The sequence below is a fragment of the uncultured Campylobacter sp. genome, assembly GCF_938045345.1.
Lineage (GTDB): Bacteria > Campylobacterota > Campylobacteria > Campylobacterales > Campylobacteraceae > Campylobacter_B.
This window is the reverse complement of the sequence record NZ_CALIMS010000004.1, coordinates 76829-96862: the sequence shown is the minus strand read 5'-3', so window position 1 is coordinate 96862 and position 20034 is coordinate 76829. Positions and strand designations below refer to the sequence as shown.

At 46.5% G+C, this 20034-nt stretch carries 15 protein-coding genes and 3 pseudogenes; 16 read left to right on the top strand and 2 right to left on the bottom strand.

Annotated elements, in window-relative coordinates; all coding sequences use genetic code 11:
• Positions 1–2: 2 nt before the first annotated feature.
• The 15 genes and pseudogenes from Q0144_RS00760 to Q0144_RS00690 all read left to right on the top strand — a co-directional run bounded on the left by Q0144_RS00760 (position 3) and on the right by Q0144_RS00690 (position 15369).
• Complete coding sequence (locus Q0144_RS00760; protein ID WP_298060918.1) at positions 3–1724, top strand: nickel-dependent hydrogenase large subunit; 1722 nt, start codon at positions 3–5, stop codon at positions 1722–1724.
• 3 nt (positions 1725–1727) lie between these two features.
• Positions 1728–2402 carry a Ni/Fe-hydrogenase, b-type cytochrome subunit gene (gene cybH, locus Q0144_RS00755; protein ID WP_298060916.1) on the top strand — a complete coding sequence of 225 codons (675 nt, stop codon included), beginning with the start codon at positions 1728–1730 and terminating at the stop codon, positions 2400–2402.
• A pseudogene (locus tag Q0144_RS00750) lies at positions 2399–2494 on the top strand (hydrogenase expression/formation protein); the annotation flags it as partial. The gene cybH and the pseudogene Q0144_RS00750, both read left to right, overlap by 4 nt.
• Positions 2495–2521: 27 nt before the next feature.
• Positions 2522–3277, top strand: a complete 756-nt coding sequence (locus tag Q0144_RS00745; protein WP_298060967.1) for a hydrogenase maturation protease — start codon at positions 2522–2524, stop codon at positions 3275–3277.
• Positions 3261–4898, top strand: a complete 1638-nt coding sequence (locus Q0144_RS00740; protein WP_298060915.1) for a hypothetical protein — start codon at positions 3261–3263, stop codon at positions 4896–4898. The genes Q0144_RS00745 and Q0144_RS00740 overlap by 17 nt, the downstream gene beginning before the upstream one ends.
• A 279-nt stretch (positions 4899–5177) precedes the next feature.
• A pseudogene (locus tag Q0144_RS00735) lies at positions 5178–6518 on the top strand (Sua5/YciO/YrdC/YwlC family protein); the annotation flags it as partial.
• A 528-nt stretch (positions 6519–7046) separates the two neighbouring features.
• A pseudogene (locus tag Q0144_RS00730) lies at positions 7047–7490 on the top strand (Sua5/YciO/YrdC/YwlC family protein); the annotation flags it as partial.
• Between the two features lie 396 nt (positions 7491–7886).
• Positions 7887–9314, top strand: a complete 1428-nt coding sequence (locus tag Q0144_RS00725; RefSeq protein ID WP_298060966.1) for a hypothetical protein — start codon at positions 7887–7889, stop codon at positions 9312–9314.
• A 580-nt stretch (positions 9315–9894) separates the two neighbouring features.
• Positions 9895–10326, top strand: coding sequence for a nickel-responsive transcriptional regulator NikR (gene nikR / locus Q0144_RS00720; RefSeq protein ID WP_005870445.1), 432 nt, complete (start codon positions 9895–9897; stop codon positions 10324–10326).
• Positions 10327–10651: 325 nt separating this feature from the next.
• Positions 10652–10792 carry a hypothetical protein gene (locus Q0144_RS00715; protein WP_298060913.1) on the top strand — a complete coding sequence of 47 codons (141 nt, stop codon included), beginning with the start codon at positions 10652–10654 and terminating at the stop codon, positions 10790–10792.
• Positions 10793–11071: 279 nt separating this feature from the next.
• The gene (gene hypB / locus Q0144_RS00710) at positions 11072–11914 is read left to right on the top strand and encodes a hydrogenase nickel incorporation protein HypB (RefSeq protein WP_298060912.1); all 843 of its coding nucleotides are present in this window, start codon (positions 11072–11074) and stop codon (positions 11912–11914) included.
• The gene (locus tag Q0144_RS00705) at positions 11914–12195 is read left to right on the top strand and encodes a HypC/HybG/HupF family hydrogenase formation chaperone (protein ID WP_298040960.1); all 282 of its coding nucleotides are present in this window, start codon (positions 11914–11916) and stop codon (positions 12193–12195) included. The genes hypB and Q0144_RS00705 overlap by 1 nt, the downstream gene beginning before the upstream one ends.
• 35 nt (positions 12196–12230) lie before the next feature.
• Positions 12231–13328, top strand: a complete 1098-nt coding sequence (gene hypD / locus Q0144_RS00700; protein WP_298060911.1) for a hydrogenase formation protein HypD — start codon at positions 12231–12233, stop codon at positions 13326–13328.
• Between the two features lie 178 nt (positions 13329–13506).
• Positions 13507–14712 carry a hydrogenase expression/formation protein HypE gene (gene hypE / locus Q0144_RS00695; RefSeq protein WP_298060910.1) on the top strand — a complete coding sequence of 402 codons (1206 nt, stop codon included), beginning with the start codon at positions 13507–13509 and terminating at the stop codon, positions 14710–14712.
• A 99-nt stretch (positions 14713–14811) separates the two neighbouring features.
• The gene (locus Q0144_RS00690) at positions 14812–15369 is read left to right on the top strand and encodes a hydrogenase maturation nickel metallochaperone HypA (RefSeq protein WP_298060908.1); all 558 of its coding nucleotides are present in this window, start codon (positions 14812–14814) and stop codon (positions 15367–15369) included.
• Between the two features lie 881 nt (positions 15370–16250).
• Here Q0144_RS00690 and Q0144_RS00685 read toward each other — a convergent pair.
• Both Q0144_RS00685 and Q0144_RS00680 read right to left on the bottom strand, forming a co-directional pair.
• The gene (locus tag Q0144_RS00685) at positions 16251–17300 is read right to left on the bottom strand and encodes a hypothetical protein (protein WP_297943427.1); all 1050 of its coding nucleotides are present in this window, start codon (positions 17298–17300) and stop codon (positions 16251–16253) included.
• A gap of 8 nt (positions 17301–17308) precedes the next feature.
• Complete coding sequence (locus tag Q0144_RS00680; RefSeq protein WP_298060907.1) at positions 17309–18766, bottom strand: MBOAT family protein; 1458 nt, start codon at positions 18764–18766, stop codon at positions 17309–17311.
• A gap of 344 nt (positions 18767–19110) precedes the next feature.
• Between Q0144_RS00680 and Q0144_RS00675 the strand changes: the two genes are divergently transcribed.
• A complete protein-coding gene (locus Q0144_RS00675; RefSeq protein ID WP_298060905.1) occupies positions 19111–19875 on the top strand; it encodes a hypothetical protein in 765 nt (254 codons plus the stop codon).
• Positions 19876–20034 lie beyond the last annotated feature (159 nt).

Genomic DNA, 20034 nt, shown 5'->3' with positions numbered 1-20034 from the left:
TCATGTCGCAAAGAATCGTAATAGATCCGATAACCAGAATAGAGGGACATTTAAGAATAGAGGTCGTAGTGGATGATGAAAACGTCGTCCGCGAGGCTTATAGTAGCTCGACGCTATGGCGCGGGCTTGAGACTATAGTAAAAAATAGAGATCCGCGCGACGCGGGATTTTTTATGCAAAGAATTTGCGGTGTCTGCACCTTCTCACATTACAAAGCGGGTATCGTCGCGGTAGAAAACGCCCTCGGTATTACTCCGCCGCTAAATGCCTTGCTAACGCGCACGCTGATGGCTAACGCGCTATTTTTGCACGATCATCCGGTGCATTTTTATCAGCTCCACGGGCTTGATTTCGTAGACGTCGTAAGCGCTCTTAGCGCCGATCCTAAAAAAGCGAGCGAGGAGGCGTTTAAATACTGCGATACCCCTTATGCGTGCGGTGCGGATAAACTAAAAGAGGTGCAAGATCGCGTGGGCGCTTTCGTTAAAAAAGGCGCTTTGGGGCCTTTTGCCAACGCCTACTTCGGCCACCCAACATATAAGTTTAGCCCGGAGCAAAATTTGATCGCTCTTTCGCACTATCTTGAGTGTTTGCGCATTCAGCGCACGGCGGCTCAGATGATGGCGATATTCGGTGCGAAACAGCCTCATCCGCAAAGCCTCACCGTAGGCGGCGTCACCTGCGTGATGGATATCCTAAGCCCTGCGAGACTGGGCGAATATATGTCTAAATTTAAAGAGGTCGCGGACTTCGTAAATCGCGCCTACTATCCTGATCTCGTAATGGCTGCGAAGGCTTACGGCAACGAGCCTAGCGTGCTAAACGATATCGGCGTGGCAAATTTATGGACGCATCAAGAATTCCAGCTTTCAAAGAACGAATGGCTATTTCAAAGCGGCATGATTATGAACGGCGATATTAGCAAGGTTTTGGAGCTGGATGAGAACAAGATCACCGAGGAGGCAACGCATGCGTGGTATAAAAACGATGCGGCGCTTCATCCTTACGACGGCGAGCAAGAGCCGAATTATACGGGCCTTAAGGACGGACAGAGCATCGACGCGCACGGCAAAGAAGCGCATACGAAGGTGCTCGATACCCAGGGCAAATACACCTGGATCAAAGCTCCGCGCTACGACGGCAAGCCGCTTCAGGTAGGACCGCTTGCAAATATCGTGGTAAATTACGCTAAGAAAAACGAGCGCGTAGTAAAGGTCGTGGATCAATTCCTAAAAGACGCTGGCTTGCCGCTTGAAGCGGTATTTTCGACGCTTGGACGAACGGCGTGCCGTATGATCGAAGCTAAAGTCGTAGCCGACAACGGACTGATTGCGCTAGAAAATTTGATCGCAAACATCAAAAGCGGCGATACCGAAACCTGCGCAAAATATGTAATCGATAACTCAAAAGAGTACAAAGGTTGCTATATCGGTCACGTGCCGCGCGGCGCACTTAGCCACTGGTGCAGGATCGAAAAGGGCGTCATCAAAAACTGGCAGGCGGTCGTACCTTCTACTTGGAACGCGACGCCGAAGGATAAAGACGGCGCTATGGGCGCTTACGAATCCTGCTTGATCGGGCTTAAACTTGCCGATCTTTCCAAGCCGCTAGAGATTATCCGCCGCATCCATTCATTCGATCCTTGCATCGCCTGCGCCGTGCATGTAATGGACGCTAAAGGAGCGGAGCTCGGCTGCTATAGGGTAGATCCCAGCAAAGGATAAACGATGAAAAAAAGATTTGCGGAATACGAGTTCTCCATCGGTCTTAGGCTCACGCACTGGCTGCGTGCGCTTTGCATTACGATTTTGGTGATTACCGGATATTACATCGCCTTTGTTTTCACCGCGCCCGAGATTAATCCCGAGCCGGTGCTTTTCATGCAGGCTAAATTTAGATTCGTGCATCTGATCTTCGGCTTTGCGATGATCGGTGCGGCGATCTTTAAAACCTACCTTTTCTTCTTTGATAAAAAGAGCAGAAAAGAGCTTTTAAGCATCAAGGATTTTTTTAGCCCGCGCGTCTGGATAGCTCAGATCAAATACTATATCTTTTTGGGCGAGCACCCGCATCTTCGCGGCGTTTATAACCCATTGCAGTTCATATCATATCTGGGCTTTTATCTAGTGCTGTTCGTAATCTGCCTAACGGGTATGATCTTATATGTGCATGTCTATCACGAAGGGCTCGGCGGCGCGCTATACGGGCTCTTGCGCCCGCTGGAAGCGGCGATGGGCGGTCTAAGCGAAGTGCGAATGATACATCATCTTTGTATGAATATCATCATAATCTTCGTACCGATCCACGTCTATATGGCGGTCTTTAATGCCGTCAAGGGCAAGGACGGCGCGATGGATGCGATCGTAAGCGGCTATAAATTTAAAAAGGAAGAGCACGCTTGAGGGTGCTGGTACTGGGTATCGGCAACGTCATCTACGCGGACGAGGGCATAGGCGTACACTTCGTCCGCGCGCTCGCGCAGAACTATAAGTTTTATCCTAAAGCCGCCGCACGAAATTCTATGGCGGGCGAGAATTTCGCGGCGCAGAATTTTATACAAAATTCTGTCCAAGTATCTGCGATACAAAATTCTACCTCGCAAAATTCTACAGAGCGCGACCCCTTGCAAAATTTTGCGGATGAAAATTTTATCTCCGAGCAAAATTTCGCAGCAGTAAATTTAGACCGAAATTCTACTTCAGAAAATTCCGCAAAGCAGGATTCCGCTTCAAATTTTACTTCGCAAAATTCCGTCATAAATTCCGTAGCCCAAAGCTCTATCAATTCGGATTTCATCGCCGTAAATTCAGCCGCGCCGAGCGATAGTGCGGATCAGATCAGCTTTATTGACGGCGGAACTCTGGCTAGCTTTTTGATGCCTACGATGGCGGAATTTGATGAAATTTTGCTCGTAGATTGCATAGACGCGGAGGGCGCAAAGGGCGGCGAGGTATATTTTTTCGACTACGACGCGATGCCTAAGCAGATCAGCTGGAGCGGTTCGGCGCACGAGGTCGAAATGCTTCAAACCCTGCAGATGATGGATCTTTGCGGCGATCTGCCTCACGTTAAAATTCTAGCTGTCGTGCCGCGGCGCATCGAGGAAGCAAGCTTTAAGTTAAGCTCCGTGATTTTAGAGTCCTCAAAAACCATGGAAAAAACGGCGCTTAAGTACTTATCGGATCTTGGCTTCGCGCATGAAAAAATCGCCGATCTTAGCGCCCAAGACATCGCGGATCGATTTGCAAAAAGGGGGCGAGATGATAGTAGCATATGAGTTTAACTACCTTAATGAAAACGCGCTGATAGCGCACTTCTTGCTGTTTTATGCTCGCAAAAGCGCACTTGAGTTTTGCCTGAAAAAAGAGGCGAGCTTAATAAGTCTTTTCGTGCGCGGCGGCGAGGATGAAATTTTAAAATTTAGCGACGAGGCGATGCCGCTGATTCCAAACTCTATATTTTTGGCAAAATCCTCCGTGCGCGTGGTGGACGAGGGCAACGCCGAAGCGAAAGCTCTGAAATTTAACGGCACGTTTGAAGGTGCCTCTTCGAGCGATTTAAGCAAATTTTTAGAGGATGAAATTTCGAATGCCCGTAGCGCGGCTAAATTTAATAATTTCACTCCGCGAGTGATGAAGGAATACCTCGCTCGCGCCGAGCCGTCTCAAAACGAATTCGGGATAATAAGCGGCGCCGGCGTTCTTAACGACGGTAAATTTGAAGCGGTAAGCAGGGAAAATTTCGCCAGCTTGCTGGAGCTTTGCCGCCTAAGCTTACTCCACGCCCAGAAGGTGCAGATCGAGCGCGGCGACGCAACTTTCACGCTCAAGGCGGACGTGGATTTTGGCGCCGACTTTCTGATAGCCGCGGGAGTGGGCGCGCTAGATGGGATTTTTGTGAGCGACGAAAAGAGTAAAATCGCGCTCGCAGCCTTCGAAAAGCCGCTTATAAGCCTAAAAACCAATGCGATCTTTAGAAAAAACCACGAGGACGCGCCTAAATTTTTTGACGTAAAGCTTGCGGGCGACATATTCGTATTTGCGCTGGGGCGCGCTTTGGCAAGCGACGGGATCTATTTTTTAAGCGCAAAATGCGAAAGCGCAGCGCAGAAAGATAAAATTTTTAAGGTCGCGCCGCTGCAAAACGGCTTTTTGATCGTGCAAAACGAGGACTTTTTAAGCGACAGCGCAAGCTCTTATCTGAAAAACTCAAACGACAAAAACTCCGCTCCTTTTGCGCTTACGTGCCGCGAGAAGGGGGTTTTGAACGACTCCAAAAAACGCGTTTTGCGCTGCTTTTTGGGCGTGGGCACGGACGACGAGATCGCAATTTACGGCGAAAGCTCTAAAAAAATTCTGCTTAAATTTAATCTGCCGCGCAGTTTTGACGAACTTAAGGCTCAAATTTGCGCGGACGAAACAGGCGCGAAACTATTTGAAAATTTTAGCGCCAAATTTAACGTAGACGCCGCGAAAATCCATGAAATTTTAAAAAGCGCAAATGCGGGATTTTACGGTATCTTTAGCGTCGCCGCGCAGCTTATCTGGGGGCGCGATGCGGCGTTTTTGATGGCGAGCGCGGAGGATTTTGCGGGCGGCAAAGGGGTGCGGCTTGATTTTTGCACGGACGAGCGCGGCTATGTGCAAGCGGACAAAATTTTACGCTCGGCGATGAGCTATGCGCTCGCAGGCGCCAATGAAAAGCTATTTGCGTTCGGATTTTTCGATAGTTTGAGCTACTTTTTAAGCGATTTGGCGGATGAGCGCAAAGAGGATTTTGACGTTTTGATCTTCGGCGGAGCGATGTTTAGCGGGCGCAAATTTGCGGATTTGATGCTTAAGCTTTGCAAAAATTTTGACGCGAGCTTTAGCGACAGCTTCGCGCTTCAAGCTCGCTAGATCGGGCATATATGCGTATTTTTGGCAAAGCTTCGAAGCCTTATTCGCAAAACAGCGAGTTGCGCGGGCATTGCGGTGCCGATAGCTGCGCCATGCGGGCTAAGCTTAGCACAAACGAGATCGCGCGAAATTTTAAAAAAGCGGCAAAAGGCGCAGAAGCAAAGGATCAAATTTTATTAAATTTGGAGCACATTTTGCAGCGTCCGGAACGCTTTGTCCGCCCGCCGCGAGCGCATTTTGCTCGCAAAATGGCTTCTGCGTCGCGCAATTTATGAAAGTATGTGCATGAAAGCGGCTAAATTTGAGGTTTTCGGAGCGGTGCAGGGGGTCGGGTTTCGCCCGTTCGTCTACAAGCTTGCCGTAGATTTGGGGTTGAAAGGCGAGGTTTATAACGACGGCGAGGGCGTTAAAATCGTCGTTTGCGCAGACCTTTTCGGAGCGCAACAGAACCCGGTCGATAAAAATTCCGCCCCTTTAAATTTCGATCAACCCAATTTTAACGAAATTCAAGCACAGAAAGTATCGTTATCAGCTACTCGGTCTTTAAATTCTACCGAGTCGGATTCTAACGAGACCGCAAGCTCGTCACTAAATTTTACGGGCTTAAATTTAAATCTGAACTCCATTTCGCCGCAAAGCGCACCGAACTTACCGAATGATTCGGCCGGCTCGCTACGTGATCTAGCAAACGATTTAGCAAATCCGCCTGATTTGACGAGCTTGCCGTATGATTTGACGAGAGATTTTCAAGCCGCAGCGAGCGAGAAATTTTTACCCAACTTATCCGAGCTAAATCTAAACGGGCAGGGCTCCATCTCGCCAGCTTTGCCCGAGCAAAACCTCCGCTCACAGGATTTACAGGACTCCAAGCGCGATTTGCAAAACGCCGAGCAAGATCTGCGCGAAGAAGAAATTTTAAAAATTTTCGAGCAGCGCCTTCGCAGCGAGGCGCCGCCGCTTTGCCGAATTGATAGAATCATCCGCACAGATATTAATACGCAAGATTTTGCGCAGAATTTTACTGATTTTAAGATCACGCAGTCCAAAGAGGGGCGTAAATTTAACCCAATTTTGCCCGATTTTGCGATCTGCGATCAGTGCAAAAAAGAGTTTTACGACCCGCAAAACCCGCGCTTCCACTATCCTTTTATAAACTGCACCGATTGCGGCCCGCGCCTTAGTATTATCGCCGCGCTGCCGTATGACCGCGCAAATACCACGATGAGGGCATTTGAGATGTGCGAGTTCTGCCGCGGCGAATACACGGATCCGCTCACGCGCCGCTATCACGCCGAGCCGATCTCCTGCCCGCACTGCGGCCCGCAGCTGTTTTTATGTGGCGCGGACGGCGAAATTTTATCAAGCGGCGAGGAGGCGATAGCGCGCACGGCGGAGCTTTTGCGGCGTGGGCAGATCGGCGCGATCAAAGGTATGGGCGGCTTTCACATCGTCTGCGATGCGACGAACGAGCGCGCGGTACGCATGCTGCGAACGCTCAAAAAGCGCCCGAGCAAGCCTTTTGCGATCATGTGTCGCGACGCAGCGCAAGCAGGGCGCGCAGCGAACCTAAGCGCAGAAGAGGAGGCGCTGATAGACTGTAACGTCAAGCCGATCGTGATTTTAAAAAAGCGTGAATTTGTTTGGCGCACAGAGGCCGGCTTTGCGGCTGATTTCGGTACGCAAAATTTAAAGGCGCGAGGCGAAAATTCTATATCGCCGAAATTTGCTGGCAATCCAGAGGATTTGGCGCAAGAGCAGGACTCTGCGTTACGAAATTTACGCAATTTAGCGGCACAAAATTTTAGCGCGCAAAATATTGGAGTTTGCGCGGAGCAGGGCGGGTTGCATAGTGCGCAAATTTTTAGCAAAACGGCGCGACGTAGTTTCGCCTGCGATGCGTCGGTTGCAGACAAATCTAGCTCGCGGAGCGCAGAAAACGAGCTAGGACGCGGATCGAATGGGTCTGGTTCGCAGTGCGCGGCTAAAAATTTGAACTCGCCGCAAGCAGAAGGCGAGGCGGAGCTGCGATATACGACTAACAAATTAAATTTACAGTCCGCAGCAGATAGCCAAGACTCGCGATGCGCGGCGAATGAGCCTGATTCTCGGCTTGCGCCGGACGAGTCTATTTCGCAAAATTCGGCGAATATGCAGGGCTTGCGACATGCTGCAAATAAGGCAGATTTGCAATGTGCAGTGAACGAGCCGAGTTCGCAACAGACGTTAAATTCGCAAGGCTCATCATTAACTCAGCCGCACACGACGGACGCGCGCGACGCCCATTCCGATAGCGAGGGCGATTTCGTGCGTTTGCCCGCGAGTTTTTCGGCGATTTTTAGAGCAGGCGCGATTTTTATCGCTCCAAGCGTGGCGCCGAACCTTAATAAAATCGGCATTTTCCTAGCCAATACCGGCGTGCATCTGCTGCTTTTTGAATACTTTGATCGCCCGATCGTCGCCACAAGCGCCAATATAAGCGGCGAGCCCATTATTTTTAACGCCGAGGAGTTGCGCGAGAAGCTGGGCGGCGTAATCTCGTTTTACCTGGATAACGACCGCGAAATTTTAACGCCGAGCGACGATAGCATCGCCTTTTTACCGCAGTTTGAAGCGAGGACTTCGGCGCCTACTTCAAAAACGGCTCATAGCTCTGGTAAAATTTCCGCATCGCTTCCGACCTACACTGAGATAAGAAGCTCCGCGCAAAATTCCATTCTAGCGCAGAATTCCGTCATAAATTCTGCGGGCGCACGAACCCTTACCGCACCGCAAAATTTTAAGGAAAATTCCGCCGCCGAAATAAATTCTGACTGCGAAACGGAATCCGCCCACGGCGCAGGTTTAGCAAATTCTGCAAGTGCTGCAAATTCTACAAATCTCGCAGATGCCGCAAAATACGCAAGCACTGCAAATTTAACGAGCTACACAAATCATTCCGCCGAAGCGGACGCTTTAGATCGCGCGCTGTTTTTGCGAACATCTCGCGGAATGAATCCAAAAATTTTCCCTAGCAAATTTCATCTCAAAGGCACTTTCCTGGCGCTCGGAGCGGAGCTTAAGAACCAGTTTGCGATCTACAAAGACGGGCAAATTTTCATCTCGCCCTACATCGGCGATCTTAAAAACGTCGCCACGAATGAGCGATTTTTCGCGCTTTTGGATATGTTCGTGCGCGCCTACGAGCTGAAGTTCGACGCCGTCATCGCAGATCTGCACCCGCAGTTTTCGCACACGCGATTTTTCGAGCAGCGCGGATATCCAGTGATCCGCTACCAGCACCATTTCGCGCATCTGGTGTCGAATCTAGCGCAAAATGAGCTGCTTTTTAGCGGCAAAAAATACCTCGGTTTCTGCTTCGACGGCACCGGCTACGGCAAGGACGGCACGATCTGGGGGGGCGAGGTGATGGTGTTTGACCCGCACGGCTATCGTCGCGTGGCTAAATTCGACGAGATCGCGCTTATCGGCGGCGAGAATGCGATCAAAAACATCTACAAACTTGCGCTCGCGCTCATATTTAAATTTAATGCAAAGGACGCTGCGCACGAGTTTTTAGCAAAATTTAACGTAAGCGAAGTCGCAAATTTAGAAAAAATCGCGCCGCGTGCCATCCGCTCAAGCTCGCTAGGGCGGCTGTTCGATGCGTTTGCTGCGGTTATCTGCAACCTGCGAACCGTAAGCTTCGACGGTGAAGCGGGCATGCGACTTGAGAACCTATATATCGACGGCTGCGAGCAGAGCTATGAATTTACGCTGCAAAAGGAGGGCGAAAATTTTATCCAAAACGTGCCGCATTTCGCTTCACAGCAACGAAGCGCCGATGATTTGGCGCGAGCGGGGCAGGGCGGTTTAAATGCGCAAAATCATAGCGGTGCGAAAGATAGCTGCACGTTGCAAGGCGATTTTAAAGAGCTTGCGAACGATGCAGCGAGTAAAAATGAGCTTGGACTAGCGGCTCAAAACATCGCCGAAAGCAGCGATAAAAAGAATGAAAGTTCCGCCGTAAATTCTATAAACCAAGCGTCTGTCCTAAATTTAATAAATCTTGAAAGCAAAGACGCTTCTAACGCCGATCAATCCCCGCAAAATAGAGCTTGCGCGCCGAGCCTTGAGGGCGAATGCTACGTGATCGATTACGAAGAGGCGTTTTTGCAGGCTTTGCGCGATGAGCCGCGCTTGGCCGCGACGAAATTTATAAACGCCATCGCAAATTTCATCGCGGAGTTTGCAGAAGGCTTCGGACTCGAGGTCGTGCTAAGCGGCGGGGTCTTTCAAAACGCGACGCTTCTAAATCTTACGTGCGAAAAGCTACGCGAACGAGGGATAAAATTTCATCTAAATCGCGCCATTCCTTGCAACGACAGCGGCATCGCATACGGACAGCTCGCGGCGTATCTAAGCGAAATTTCGCGTTAAGCTCGTTCATAAAAAGTAACTATCGCGCTAAGCCGACTCGGTAAAATTTTATTAGTATCTCGCCGATAAATTTGATTGAGCTCTACGCTATGCTCGCACTTTGCGATACGCTACGGGCGATAAAATACACCGCAGATAGCTTCTCGAAAATCGCAAAATCAGCGAACAAATTTACGCCTTGCCGTCTCTATATGTCGTAGCCGAAACGTTAAAATTTTAAAATTTAACGGCGCACCGTTGCTGCCATAGAGTCACGGCGCACTGCTATGGTAATCGATGCAAAATTCTACCGCGGCGCGTGGCTAGATACTGCGCAGATCCCAAACTAAGACGCTATTTAACGCCCGATTCTTAAAATTTGGACGCAAGCTCGCGGTAGAATTTAAAATAACGTAGCACCGGTAAATTTCATCGCGTTAGCACTAAAATATAACGCGAAATCGCGAGCAAAATTTCAAAATAAGCGCGGTGCCTTGGAGCTTTAAATTTTAAAAAATAAGCCAAATTAGCGCGAAATTCTTACTATTTGAGCGGAATTTCGGTAAAATTACGTTCAAAATACGCGAAATAGGGGGACACTATGAAAAAAGAGGAAAAAGAGAGCGCCGTAAGATTTAGCATTTCGCTGCCGACGAAGCTTTTTGAGGATCTCGATGAGATGGTGCGCGCCAAGCAATACCTAAGCCGCAGCGAGTTTATCCGCGATCTCATACGCGAAAAGATGGTCGAGGGCGTACTTCACGGAGATGGCGAGGATGACTGCGTGGGCGTGCTTTGCATCGCTTACGATCATCACCAAAGCGATCTGATCGAGCAGCTCGTAGAGATCGAGCATCACGCAAACGTCACCATCGTCAGCACCAGCCACTTCCACATCGACGAGCGCCACTGCTTCGAGGAGATCACGATGCGGGATAAAATTTCAAAGATCGAGCGACTCAGCGCCAAAATCGGCGCGCTAAAAGGGGTGAAATTTTCCAAGCTCGTAAAGGCGGTCATCACCGAAGCGTAGGGCTTTTGTACGTTTTTAAAAAACAGCGCGTCGCGCTAAATTTATGCGCTTTTAAATTTAAACGCAGCGGTTGCGCGATTTTTATAGGTTACGAAGCGCGATTCTCGATCGAGTAGCGAATTCGGGCAGCGCGGTTGCGCAAGGCGTGCAAATAAAATTTGTTTAAATTTACACGGCGAGCGCAAAATTTTATAAATTTTAATCAAAAAGCATTCTTGCTACGGGTTTAAATTTACGCGCAGGCACGAAACCGGTGCAGCAGCTCGCGACTAAATTTTATAGGTGCCGCTTTCGTGCCGCATTTGCAAAGCCGAGCTAGCGTAAAATGGATATGAGCACGACCGCCGCATTGATGATGTTTGGCACGCCGGAGAGCACGCGCGAGATTGTAGAGTGCCGGGATCAAATCCACTCGCAAGCCCTGAATTTAGCGCTTCTATCTACGGCGATCTTTAGTTTATTTTGAGCCGTTACGAGCTGCGAGGTCTAAATTTAGAGAGTGCAGCTTTGCAATCTGTGAGCAGGTGATTAAATTTAAAGCAGCGTCTTTGCTCGCTAGCTTTAAATTTTGCGTAGAGCCTTCGCAAACAGCGCACGAAATTTAGATAAAACTAAAGCGCGTAAATTTCAAGCTTCATTAAATTTCATAAAATTCCGCACTTCGATATAAAATTTATCAAATTTACGCCGTTTAAAGCAAAAACGTGGTATTTTACGCGCAAAATTTATTATCCAAGGAGAAAAAATGTGTAAAGATTGCGGCTGTTCCATCGGCCACACTCACGAAGCGGGCGCCCATTCGCACGCAGATATGACACACGAGCATGTCCACACCCACGCGAACGGCACCGTCCACTCCCACGCCCATATGCACGAGGCGGGGATCGATCATGAGCACGACGCGCACGATCACATCCACGCAAATGTCGCTATTAGCGACACCAAGACGATCGAGGTGATGAGTAAAATTTTAAGCGCCAACGACGAGGAGGCCGCTCACAACAGAGCCCATTTTGACGAGGATAAAATTTTATGCTTAAATTTGATGAGTAGCCCCGGTAGCGGTAAAACGACGCTACTTGAGGCCACTATCAAAAGCGGCAAATTTAAAATCGGCGTCATCGAGGGCGACCTGGAAACTAACCGCGACGCCGATCGCATCATAAAAGCGGGCGCGCAGGCCCATCAGATCAGCACCGGCGAGACCTGCCATCTGGACGCCTTTATGGTCCACGAGGGGCTTCATCATATCGATACTAAGAATTTGGATCTGGTTTTCATAGAAAACGTCGGAAACCTCGTCTGCCCTGCGGCATTTGACGTAGGCGCGCACCTGAACGTAGTGCTTCTAAGCGTGCCCGAGGGCAGCGATAAGATCGCAAAATACCCGGTAATATTTCGCCGCGCAGACTGCGTCGTAATCACCAAAACAGCGCTGCTACCGCATTTTGACTTCGATATACAGGAGGTAGTGCGCGAAGTGCACAAGCTCAATCCGAAAGCCGACGTCATCGCGCTTGATAGTAAAAGCGGCGAGGGCGTGGAGAAATGGCTGAAATTCCTACAATACAAGAAGGAATTTCGTTAATGTGCCTTTCAATCCCTTCAAAAATCATCTCGATCGACGAAAATAATTTCGCGACGGTGGAGACTCTGGGCGTGCGCCGCGGCGTGAGCTTGGATCTGCTCCCTGAGCCCGCGGCGGTCGGGGAGTACGTGCTGATCCACGTTGGTTTTGCGATGGAGAAGATCGATACGCAGCGAGCGAAGGAGAGTATCGAAATTTACGAGCAGATCGCAAAGCAGATGAGAGCGGAAGAGAGCTCCGTATATCAAAGCATAGAGCCGAGAGCCGGCGCAGAGAATTAAAACGGCTTGCAAACCCGTAAAATTTAAGGTAAATAATGGATCTAATCAAGGATTTTAGGGATAAGGAGCTGATTTTAGCGCTTAGCAAGCTGATAATTTCCAAAAGCAAAAAGCCGCTAAACATCATGGAGATTTGCGGCGGACACACGCACTCGATCATGAAATTCGGCCTTCCGAGCCTGGTCGGCGAAAATATCAAATTTATCCACGGCCCCGGCTGTCCAGTGTGCGTGATGCCGCGCAGTCGCATCGACGAGGCGATCAAGCTCGCCGCGATGCCGCAGAGTATTTTTTGCACTCTAGCAGACATGCTTCGAGTTCCTGGCTCTCGCACGAGCTTACAGAAGCTGCGGGGCGATGGGCACGACATCAGAGCGCTTTATAGTCCGCTTGATTGCATAAAGATCGCGCAGGAAAATCCGCAAAAAACGGTGATATTTTTTGCGATCGGCTTTGAGACGACGACGCCGATGAGCGCCGTGCTTATCGATAAAGCGCTAAGCTTGGGGCTAAAAAATCTCTTTTTTCACATCAATCACGTCACGGTGCCCGCGCCCGTGCGAGCGATCTTAGACGACGCAGACGTGCAAATAGACGCGTTTTTAGGGCCTAGTCACGTAAGCGTGATCACCGGCGCGAAGGTCTACGAGAGCATTGCGCACGATTACAAAAAACCGATCGCCGTAAGCGGATTTGAGCCGCTTGACATAATGGCGGGCGTATTAAATTTGGTGGAGCAGCAAAACGCCGGTACTTACGAGGTTTTCAATGAATACGAGCGCGTCGTAAAAGAGGGCGGCAACCAAAAAGCGCAAAATTTAATAGATAAATATTTTGAAATTTGCGATTTTCCGTGGCGAGGGCTCGGCGAAATTCCAAAAAGTGGCATGAAGTTGCGCCCGCAGTACGCGGCGCTGGATGCCAGGGTGCAGTTTGATTGCAGCGTACAGAGCGCTCCCGAGAGCAAGGCCTGTATCTGCGGCGAAATTTTACGCGGCAAAAAAAGCCCGTATGATTGCAAGGTTTTCGGCAAGCACTGCACGCCGCAAAACCCGATAGGATCGTGCATGGTCTCAAGCGAAGGGGCGTGCGCGGCGTACTATAAATACGGCGACGTCAAGAACGCGGGCTAAATTTTGCGCGCGGTATCGCAGAGCGTAAATTTTAAAAATAAGTCGTACTTTAAAATTTTAATCGAAGAAAAACGTTGCGCTAAATTTGCTTTAAAATTTTGCGCCGCGCCGTAGCGGCACGGCTTGTTCGGCTGCGGAATACGGGCTTTAAATTTAAAACCGAGTGAAAAGGAAAAATTTGAACGAAACTATACTTTTAAGCCACGGCGGCGGCGGCGAGGAGATGAATAGGCTCATCAACGAGACCATCTTTGCGGCGTTTGATAATGAAATTTTACGCGCGAACAACGACAGCGCGATACTAAATTTAAATTTAGACGATTTAAATTTAGACGCCAGGGCGGGTGTTGATCGCGCGGCGCCGAGCTCTGCTTTGAATTCTGCGAGCCCTAGCGGCGAGCTAGCTTTCAGCACCGATAGTTTCGTGGTTACGCCGCTGTTTTTTAACGGCGGCGACATCGGCAAGATCGCCGTTTGCGGCACCGTCAACGACCTTGCGATGGTGGGCGCAAAGCCGCTGTTTTTAAGCTGCGCGCTCATCATCGAGGAGGGGCTTAGCCTAAGCGAGCTGCGACGCATTTTGGACTCGATGGCAAGCACCGCGCGAAGCTGCGGCGTTCGTATCGTTTGCGGCGACACAAAGGTCGTGCCGCGCGGCAAATGTGATAAAATTTTCATCAACACCAGCGGCATCGGCCGTGTTTTGCGACCTGCGCGCGTGCAAAACATCAAAGCGGGCGCAAAAATCCTGCTTAGCGGCGACATCGGGCGGCACGGGGCGGTGATACTCGCGGCGCGCGACGAGATCGCGCTAAGCAGCGAGCTACAAAGCGACTGCAAACCGCTTTGCGCTGCGGTCGAAAAGCTGATCTTGCAAGGCGTGAAAATCCAAGCGATGCGAGATGCGACACGAGGCGGGCTCAGCGCGGTTTTAAACGAATTTGCAAGCTCCAGCGGGCTTGAATTTTTGGTGCGCGAAGAGGATATCAAAATCAGCGATGAAGTAGTTGGCGTGTGCGAGCTGCTGGGCTTCGAGCCGTACGAGCTTGCAAACGAAGGCACTTTCGTAGCGATCGTAGAAGATGGTGCCGAGGCAGATAGGGCGCTTGAGATACTGCGCGAATTTGACGCAAATGCCGCAATCATCGGCGAGGTACGCGAAGTAGGACACGACAAAGGCGAATTTAAGGGCGCTTTGACGCCTAGACCTAGTACACATGATGGATCTGTGGGTGCGAGCGACGCGGGCACAGTATCAGAAAATAGGGCGGGACAATTTCAAACTCTGCATGCGGCAAAAGGGCGAGTGATTTTGCAAAACGCCTACGGCTCGCAGCGTTTTTTGGAGCTTCCAAAGGGCGAGTTGCTGCCGAGGATTTGTTAAATTTACACACAAATTTATGCCTAAATTTTAGGCGTATTTTTAAATTTACAACAAAATTTTGCACAAAATACGGCGAGGTCGTAAAATTTAGAGGAAAAAATGCATGAACTATCGATCGTAGCGGATCTTGTGGCGCTATGCGAAAAGGCGCTAAACGCCGAAATAGCAAAGAAAAAAGGCGCGGCGCAGCAAGGCGATAAAAATCGCTGTAACATCGCCAATACCGCCAATGAAAATACGGATTTCGCAAATACCGACATAGGCACCGAGAATACCGAAAATACGGGCGTTGCGGATACGGACTCGAACAGCAAAAACGGTGATTTTTATAAAAATTTGGATGCAAATCCGCAGACGCTTTGTGATACACCTATCGCAAAAAGTCCGCAGATAAGGGAACTGCACGTAAAAATAGGGCGGCTAAGCGGCGTGGAAGCGCATTATTTGCAAAACTGCTACGAAGTCTTTCGCGCAGGTACCGTCTGCGAAAATGCGGATCTCATCATCCATACCCAAGAAATCGTCGTAAAATGTAAAAACTGCGGTTTTAGCGGGGATTTGACGCAGAACGACTTTTCTTGCCCGCGCTGCAAAAGCTCCGAAATCAGCGTGATCGACGGCGAAGATATGTATCTGATGCGCCTGGTTATTGAATAAAAGAGGGCACTCATCTTGGCGCGATAGCTTCTCATATTTCAAATTTAAACTCTTGCTCTTGCCATAAGCAGAATTTCATTTCCACCCAATTCAAATATCATCTATTTTGATTCTTACAGAAAACACATTTGTCCTACTGATTTCATTTGAAGTCACAGATAAATTATTGAATATAGATTTATGTAAAAATTCTTCTAATAAAAACCATTGATAAAAACACCAAATGCGTCAAAAATACATGAAATTATTCATATAATTATACGTTAATTTCATATTAGATTTTTACTTGAAAATTATAGTTTTCAATATAAGATATCTAAGACTATAGGGATTGTAGCGCTTCTCAATACTATTTATCGTATATCTCTCCTAAAGAACCCAAAGATTAAATGTAAATTTTCTATCATTAGGTTTTATTCTGCCTTGCTTATCGTTCCATTTAGCTTTTAAATTTAAAGTCAATTTACTTTATGATATAGAACACGTCGCGCAGGATAAAATAAAAAATTTCATAATTTACTAGCGTAAAAGCCAAATTGCCCTACGTTTACTCGCAGATTGATTATTTGCCCTCTTTCGGAATTCAACCTTTATAGCACATTTTCAGATTTTATCAGATTCTTGGACAAAAAACTATTATCGTTTGGTTAATGACGATACTGCATTTTTATTTAATATAGCCATTCTAATGCCTATTTTAACTGAGGCTTTAGGATTGATCGCTTAGGCTAGGATCAAAAACAATCGCCCTTGCGTGACCTTATAAAAACAGTGAAAATTCTGAAACAAGTTAATTCCGTCTTATCAAAGAAACAATCTATTTTTCTTATAACTACTCCAGTCTGCCGGGTGCCGTGAAATTTAAATCAGTATTAATTAAATTAAAATTCCATATTGTCTATGATCTCTTTCAGCGCCATAGTACTCATATGTGTATCGTCGGAAAAATACACGTCCTTTACGCCGCTTTTTATCAGCTCGCTTAGAATTTCTTTAGTATCTATGAATATATATTGCTTGCTCTCACCACGAAGCAGCTCAAAAAAGCTGCTCTTCCCATATTTCTTATCCAAAATATGATCGTAATACAGATCGTATTTATCCACCATCGGCATAAAATATAGTTTTATGCCTGATTCATCTAAGAGCTTCTGTATTTCATTTAAATTTCTATTTAGCGCTGCGATATTTTCGGCATTTGATTTATCTAGTCCATATAGATCTTCATAATAAAACAATAACCCGCTTTGATCTTTGGAGGTAAAGAAATCCCCGTCTAGCTTCAGATAATACACTTTTGATAAAAAGGCATGATCGTTGAATCGGTAAGCTATGCGATATAAAATACTATTGTAATTGAGCGTGTTTATAAAAAATGGCTTTGGGGTTTGCAGATATGATGAGGCGCGTTTTTGAGCTATTAAATTTGATCTTTCGTTTTTAAATTTATCCAAATCAAAGGCAAATCTATCCACCGCTCGTCTTTCGATAGATTCCAGTATGATGTATTTTGGCTTTAATTTTTCCAATAGATCGGAATTTATGAGCGAAAATAGCGTTTTGTAATAGTTTTCGTTGATTAGCGGAATATTTAAAACCGTAAGATTCTTATCGCTTTGGATATAGTCCTGATAATACGGGTTTAGTCCGCCCCCACCGCCGTTAGAAAAGCTATCGCCTATGGTTATTACATCCACCTGTTTTATTTTAAAATCTGAGTCTAAAATATCATGAGTTCTAGGTAGGGTTACTGCCGTTTTTCTAGGAAAATACGAGCTTATCTTATACGACAACCTGCCGAGATCGCCTATCATCATACCATCGTTTCTATCAAAAATATCTTTTGTTATACAAAACCACATTAGTGCGTGATATGCGATGAAGCAGATGAGTATTAAAAATAGAAATTTAAGTTTAGTTTTGTAACTCACTCTATCTCCTAAAAATTAAAATATAAAAATTCCGATACGGTGTTTAAATTTGATAAAGCCGTAAGAAGCAAAAATGCAACTGCTACGATATAAAATTTCTCTACTTTACGCGAGTTGAGCAGCTGCATAGAATTCTTGCAGCATAGAATTAAGATAAATCCCACTAATAGCCATATTATGCTATCGCGTCTGCCTCCGATATGAATCAGGTATCCTCCGAATTCTACGTTAAAATGCTGCAAAAATTTAAAAATATGTCTGAGCGGATCCGGTAACACCACACCGCTCATCCCGCACATTCCTTTTAATACTTTTATCGCATCGCTCCAATCTTTAGCTCTAAAAAACACCCAGGTAATATTTACGAAGTTAAAGGTTATAAACCAAGCTAGAACTTTATTCATTCTAAGGCCTAAATTATGCCAAAATCTATGAATCATGAGTGCCAATCCGTGTAAAAACCCCCAAAATATAAAAGTCCAGCCTGCCCCATGCCAAATGCCGCCTATTATAAAGGTGAGCATTAAATTTAAATATGTCCTCGCCCTACCCTTGCGGTTACCGCCCAGCGGTATATAAACATAATCGCGTAAAAACCTACTTAGCGTAATATGCCATCTGCGCCAGAAGTCTTGTATGTCGCTAGCCTTATACGGCGAATTAAAATTTATCGGAAGCTTGATATTAAAAAGAAGTGCTGCTCCGATTGCCATATCGCAATACCCGCTAAAATCGAAATAAAGCTGAAAGGTATATGAGAGGCTGGTCGCCCACGCTTCTATTAGCGATAAAATTTCAGCCTTATCAAAGCCGTTGCTCGCCCAAACGGCGAAGGTGTCGGCGATGAGAACTTTTTTAAATAGACCTAAAGAAAATACAAAAAGTCCAAGAGCAATGTTTTTATAACTTGGCACTTTATTTTTAAGATTGTCAAACTGCGGCATAACCTCCTTGTGATGAACGATTGGACCCGCTATGAGCTGCGGAAAAAATGTAACAAAGAGGCAATAATTTAAAAAATTATATTCTTTAGTGCCCCCCCCGTTATATGAATCTACTAGATAGGCGATCTGCTGAAACGTAAAAAACGAAATTGCAAGCGGAAGGAGTAAATTTAAACTATGAATGTGCAGATTAAAGGCAAAATTTAAATTATCGATCAAAAAGTCCGAGTACTTAAAATATCCAAGTAGCGCTAAATTTGCAGCTATTGCGACAATCAAGATCGCCTTTTTTGAAATTTTTGCATCACTTTTATTTAGCTCCATTCCGAAACAATAATTAAATATCATCGAACATAAGATTATAGGCAGATACGCGATGTTCCACCAAGCGTAAAAAAATAGCGATGAAGCGACTAAAAATCCCTTTGACAGCTCGCTTAAACGTCTTTTGTTTAGGAAAAAATATATAAAAAATGTTATTGGTAAAAATGCAAATATAAATTCATATGAGTTAAAAAGCATCTATTCTCCAAATCCATTATAAACTTCATATTCGCATACTCGCCCGCGATCTAAACGCCGATAGATAAGCTATAAATCGGCTGCTTTGCATAAGATACACCGGAAAGGCAAAATGAAATTATGAATTATAGAGCAATCCGCCTAAATTTAGGCTTTATAGCGCAACGCTTTGGATGTAGAATTTGCCGCAAATTTTTTATCACGGAGCTTTTGTGAGACAGAATTTTGCGATCTTACGGCGCGAAATTTTAAAATTTGGCAACGCGGGGTTTCTAAAATTTATTTAAATTTCAAACCCCGCAAGTATAATCCGCCATAAAATTTTAAAAATCTAAAGGCAAAAAATGAAGCGCGATACTTTAAACGCCATAAAATTTCGCGGTATAACCTCTAGCGTTTTGGCAATATGCTGTTATCTGATCATTTGGGTTTGTTGTGAGTTTTTGCACGATATTACGATGAGAGGATTTTTCGCCGCTGCGACCATAATCGTCGCCGTAATTTTTACTTCGATGAGCTTTAAGCTTTCGGCAACCAAAATGATCTCAGATATCTCCGCTAGCAAAGTCTTTAACGCGTATCGCGCTATGTTTTTTGCCTACGCGATATATGCCGCCTTGCTGGGCGCGATGCTATTTTATTCGATAAATTATATCGGTCTTGATATTTGGGATTACGCTCCGCAGCAAAACGGCAGCTCCTTCGAAGGAGCCTTTTATTGCGTAATGGGTGCGCTTTATGCAGGCTTGGAGCATCTATCCGAGATCGGAAAATCTCAAATCATAGCTCTTTGGAGCACCGCAAATATTATGCTGGCACTCATCGTTCTTTGGAAGCGGGTCGCCACACTATACTTGCTCGGCAAGGCAAGCGGAAGTAAAATTTTCTATCTTTGCGCCGTGATAACTTTAATTTGGGGAGCGCTTCCTAAACTTTTTAAAATACTACACGTCGAACAGTCGTGGTATGGCAGCGCACCTGCCCGCTATGCCGCACTTACGGTAATCATTTTATCTGAAATTTTAGAAATTATCGCTTGGATTAGAATTAAAGGAATTTCAGGCGCAGAGCTTTGGAATAAAAGCTTATGGGCGATGCCTACAAAATAAATCAAAAAACCAATCGGTATCGCTTGGCATCGGGCAGTATCCTATTAGCCTAGAGGAGACGGGTAAAAATTTTTACTAGCAAAATTTTGCGTAAAATCGCAAAATTCCGCCTTGCAAAAGTATTTGAAATTCCCACGACAAAATGAAATTTATATAAAA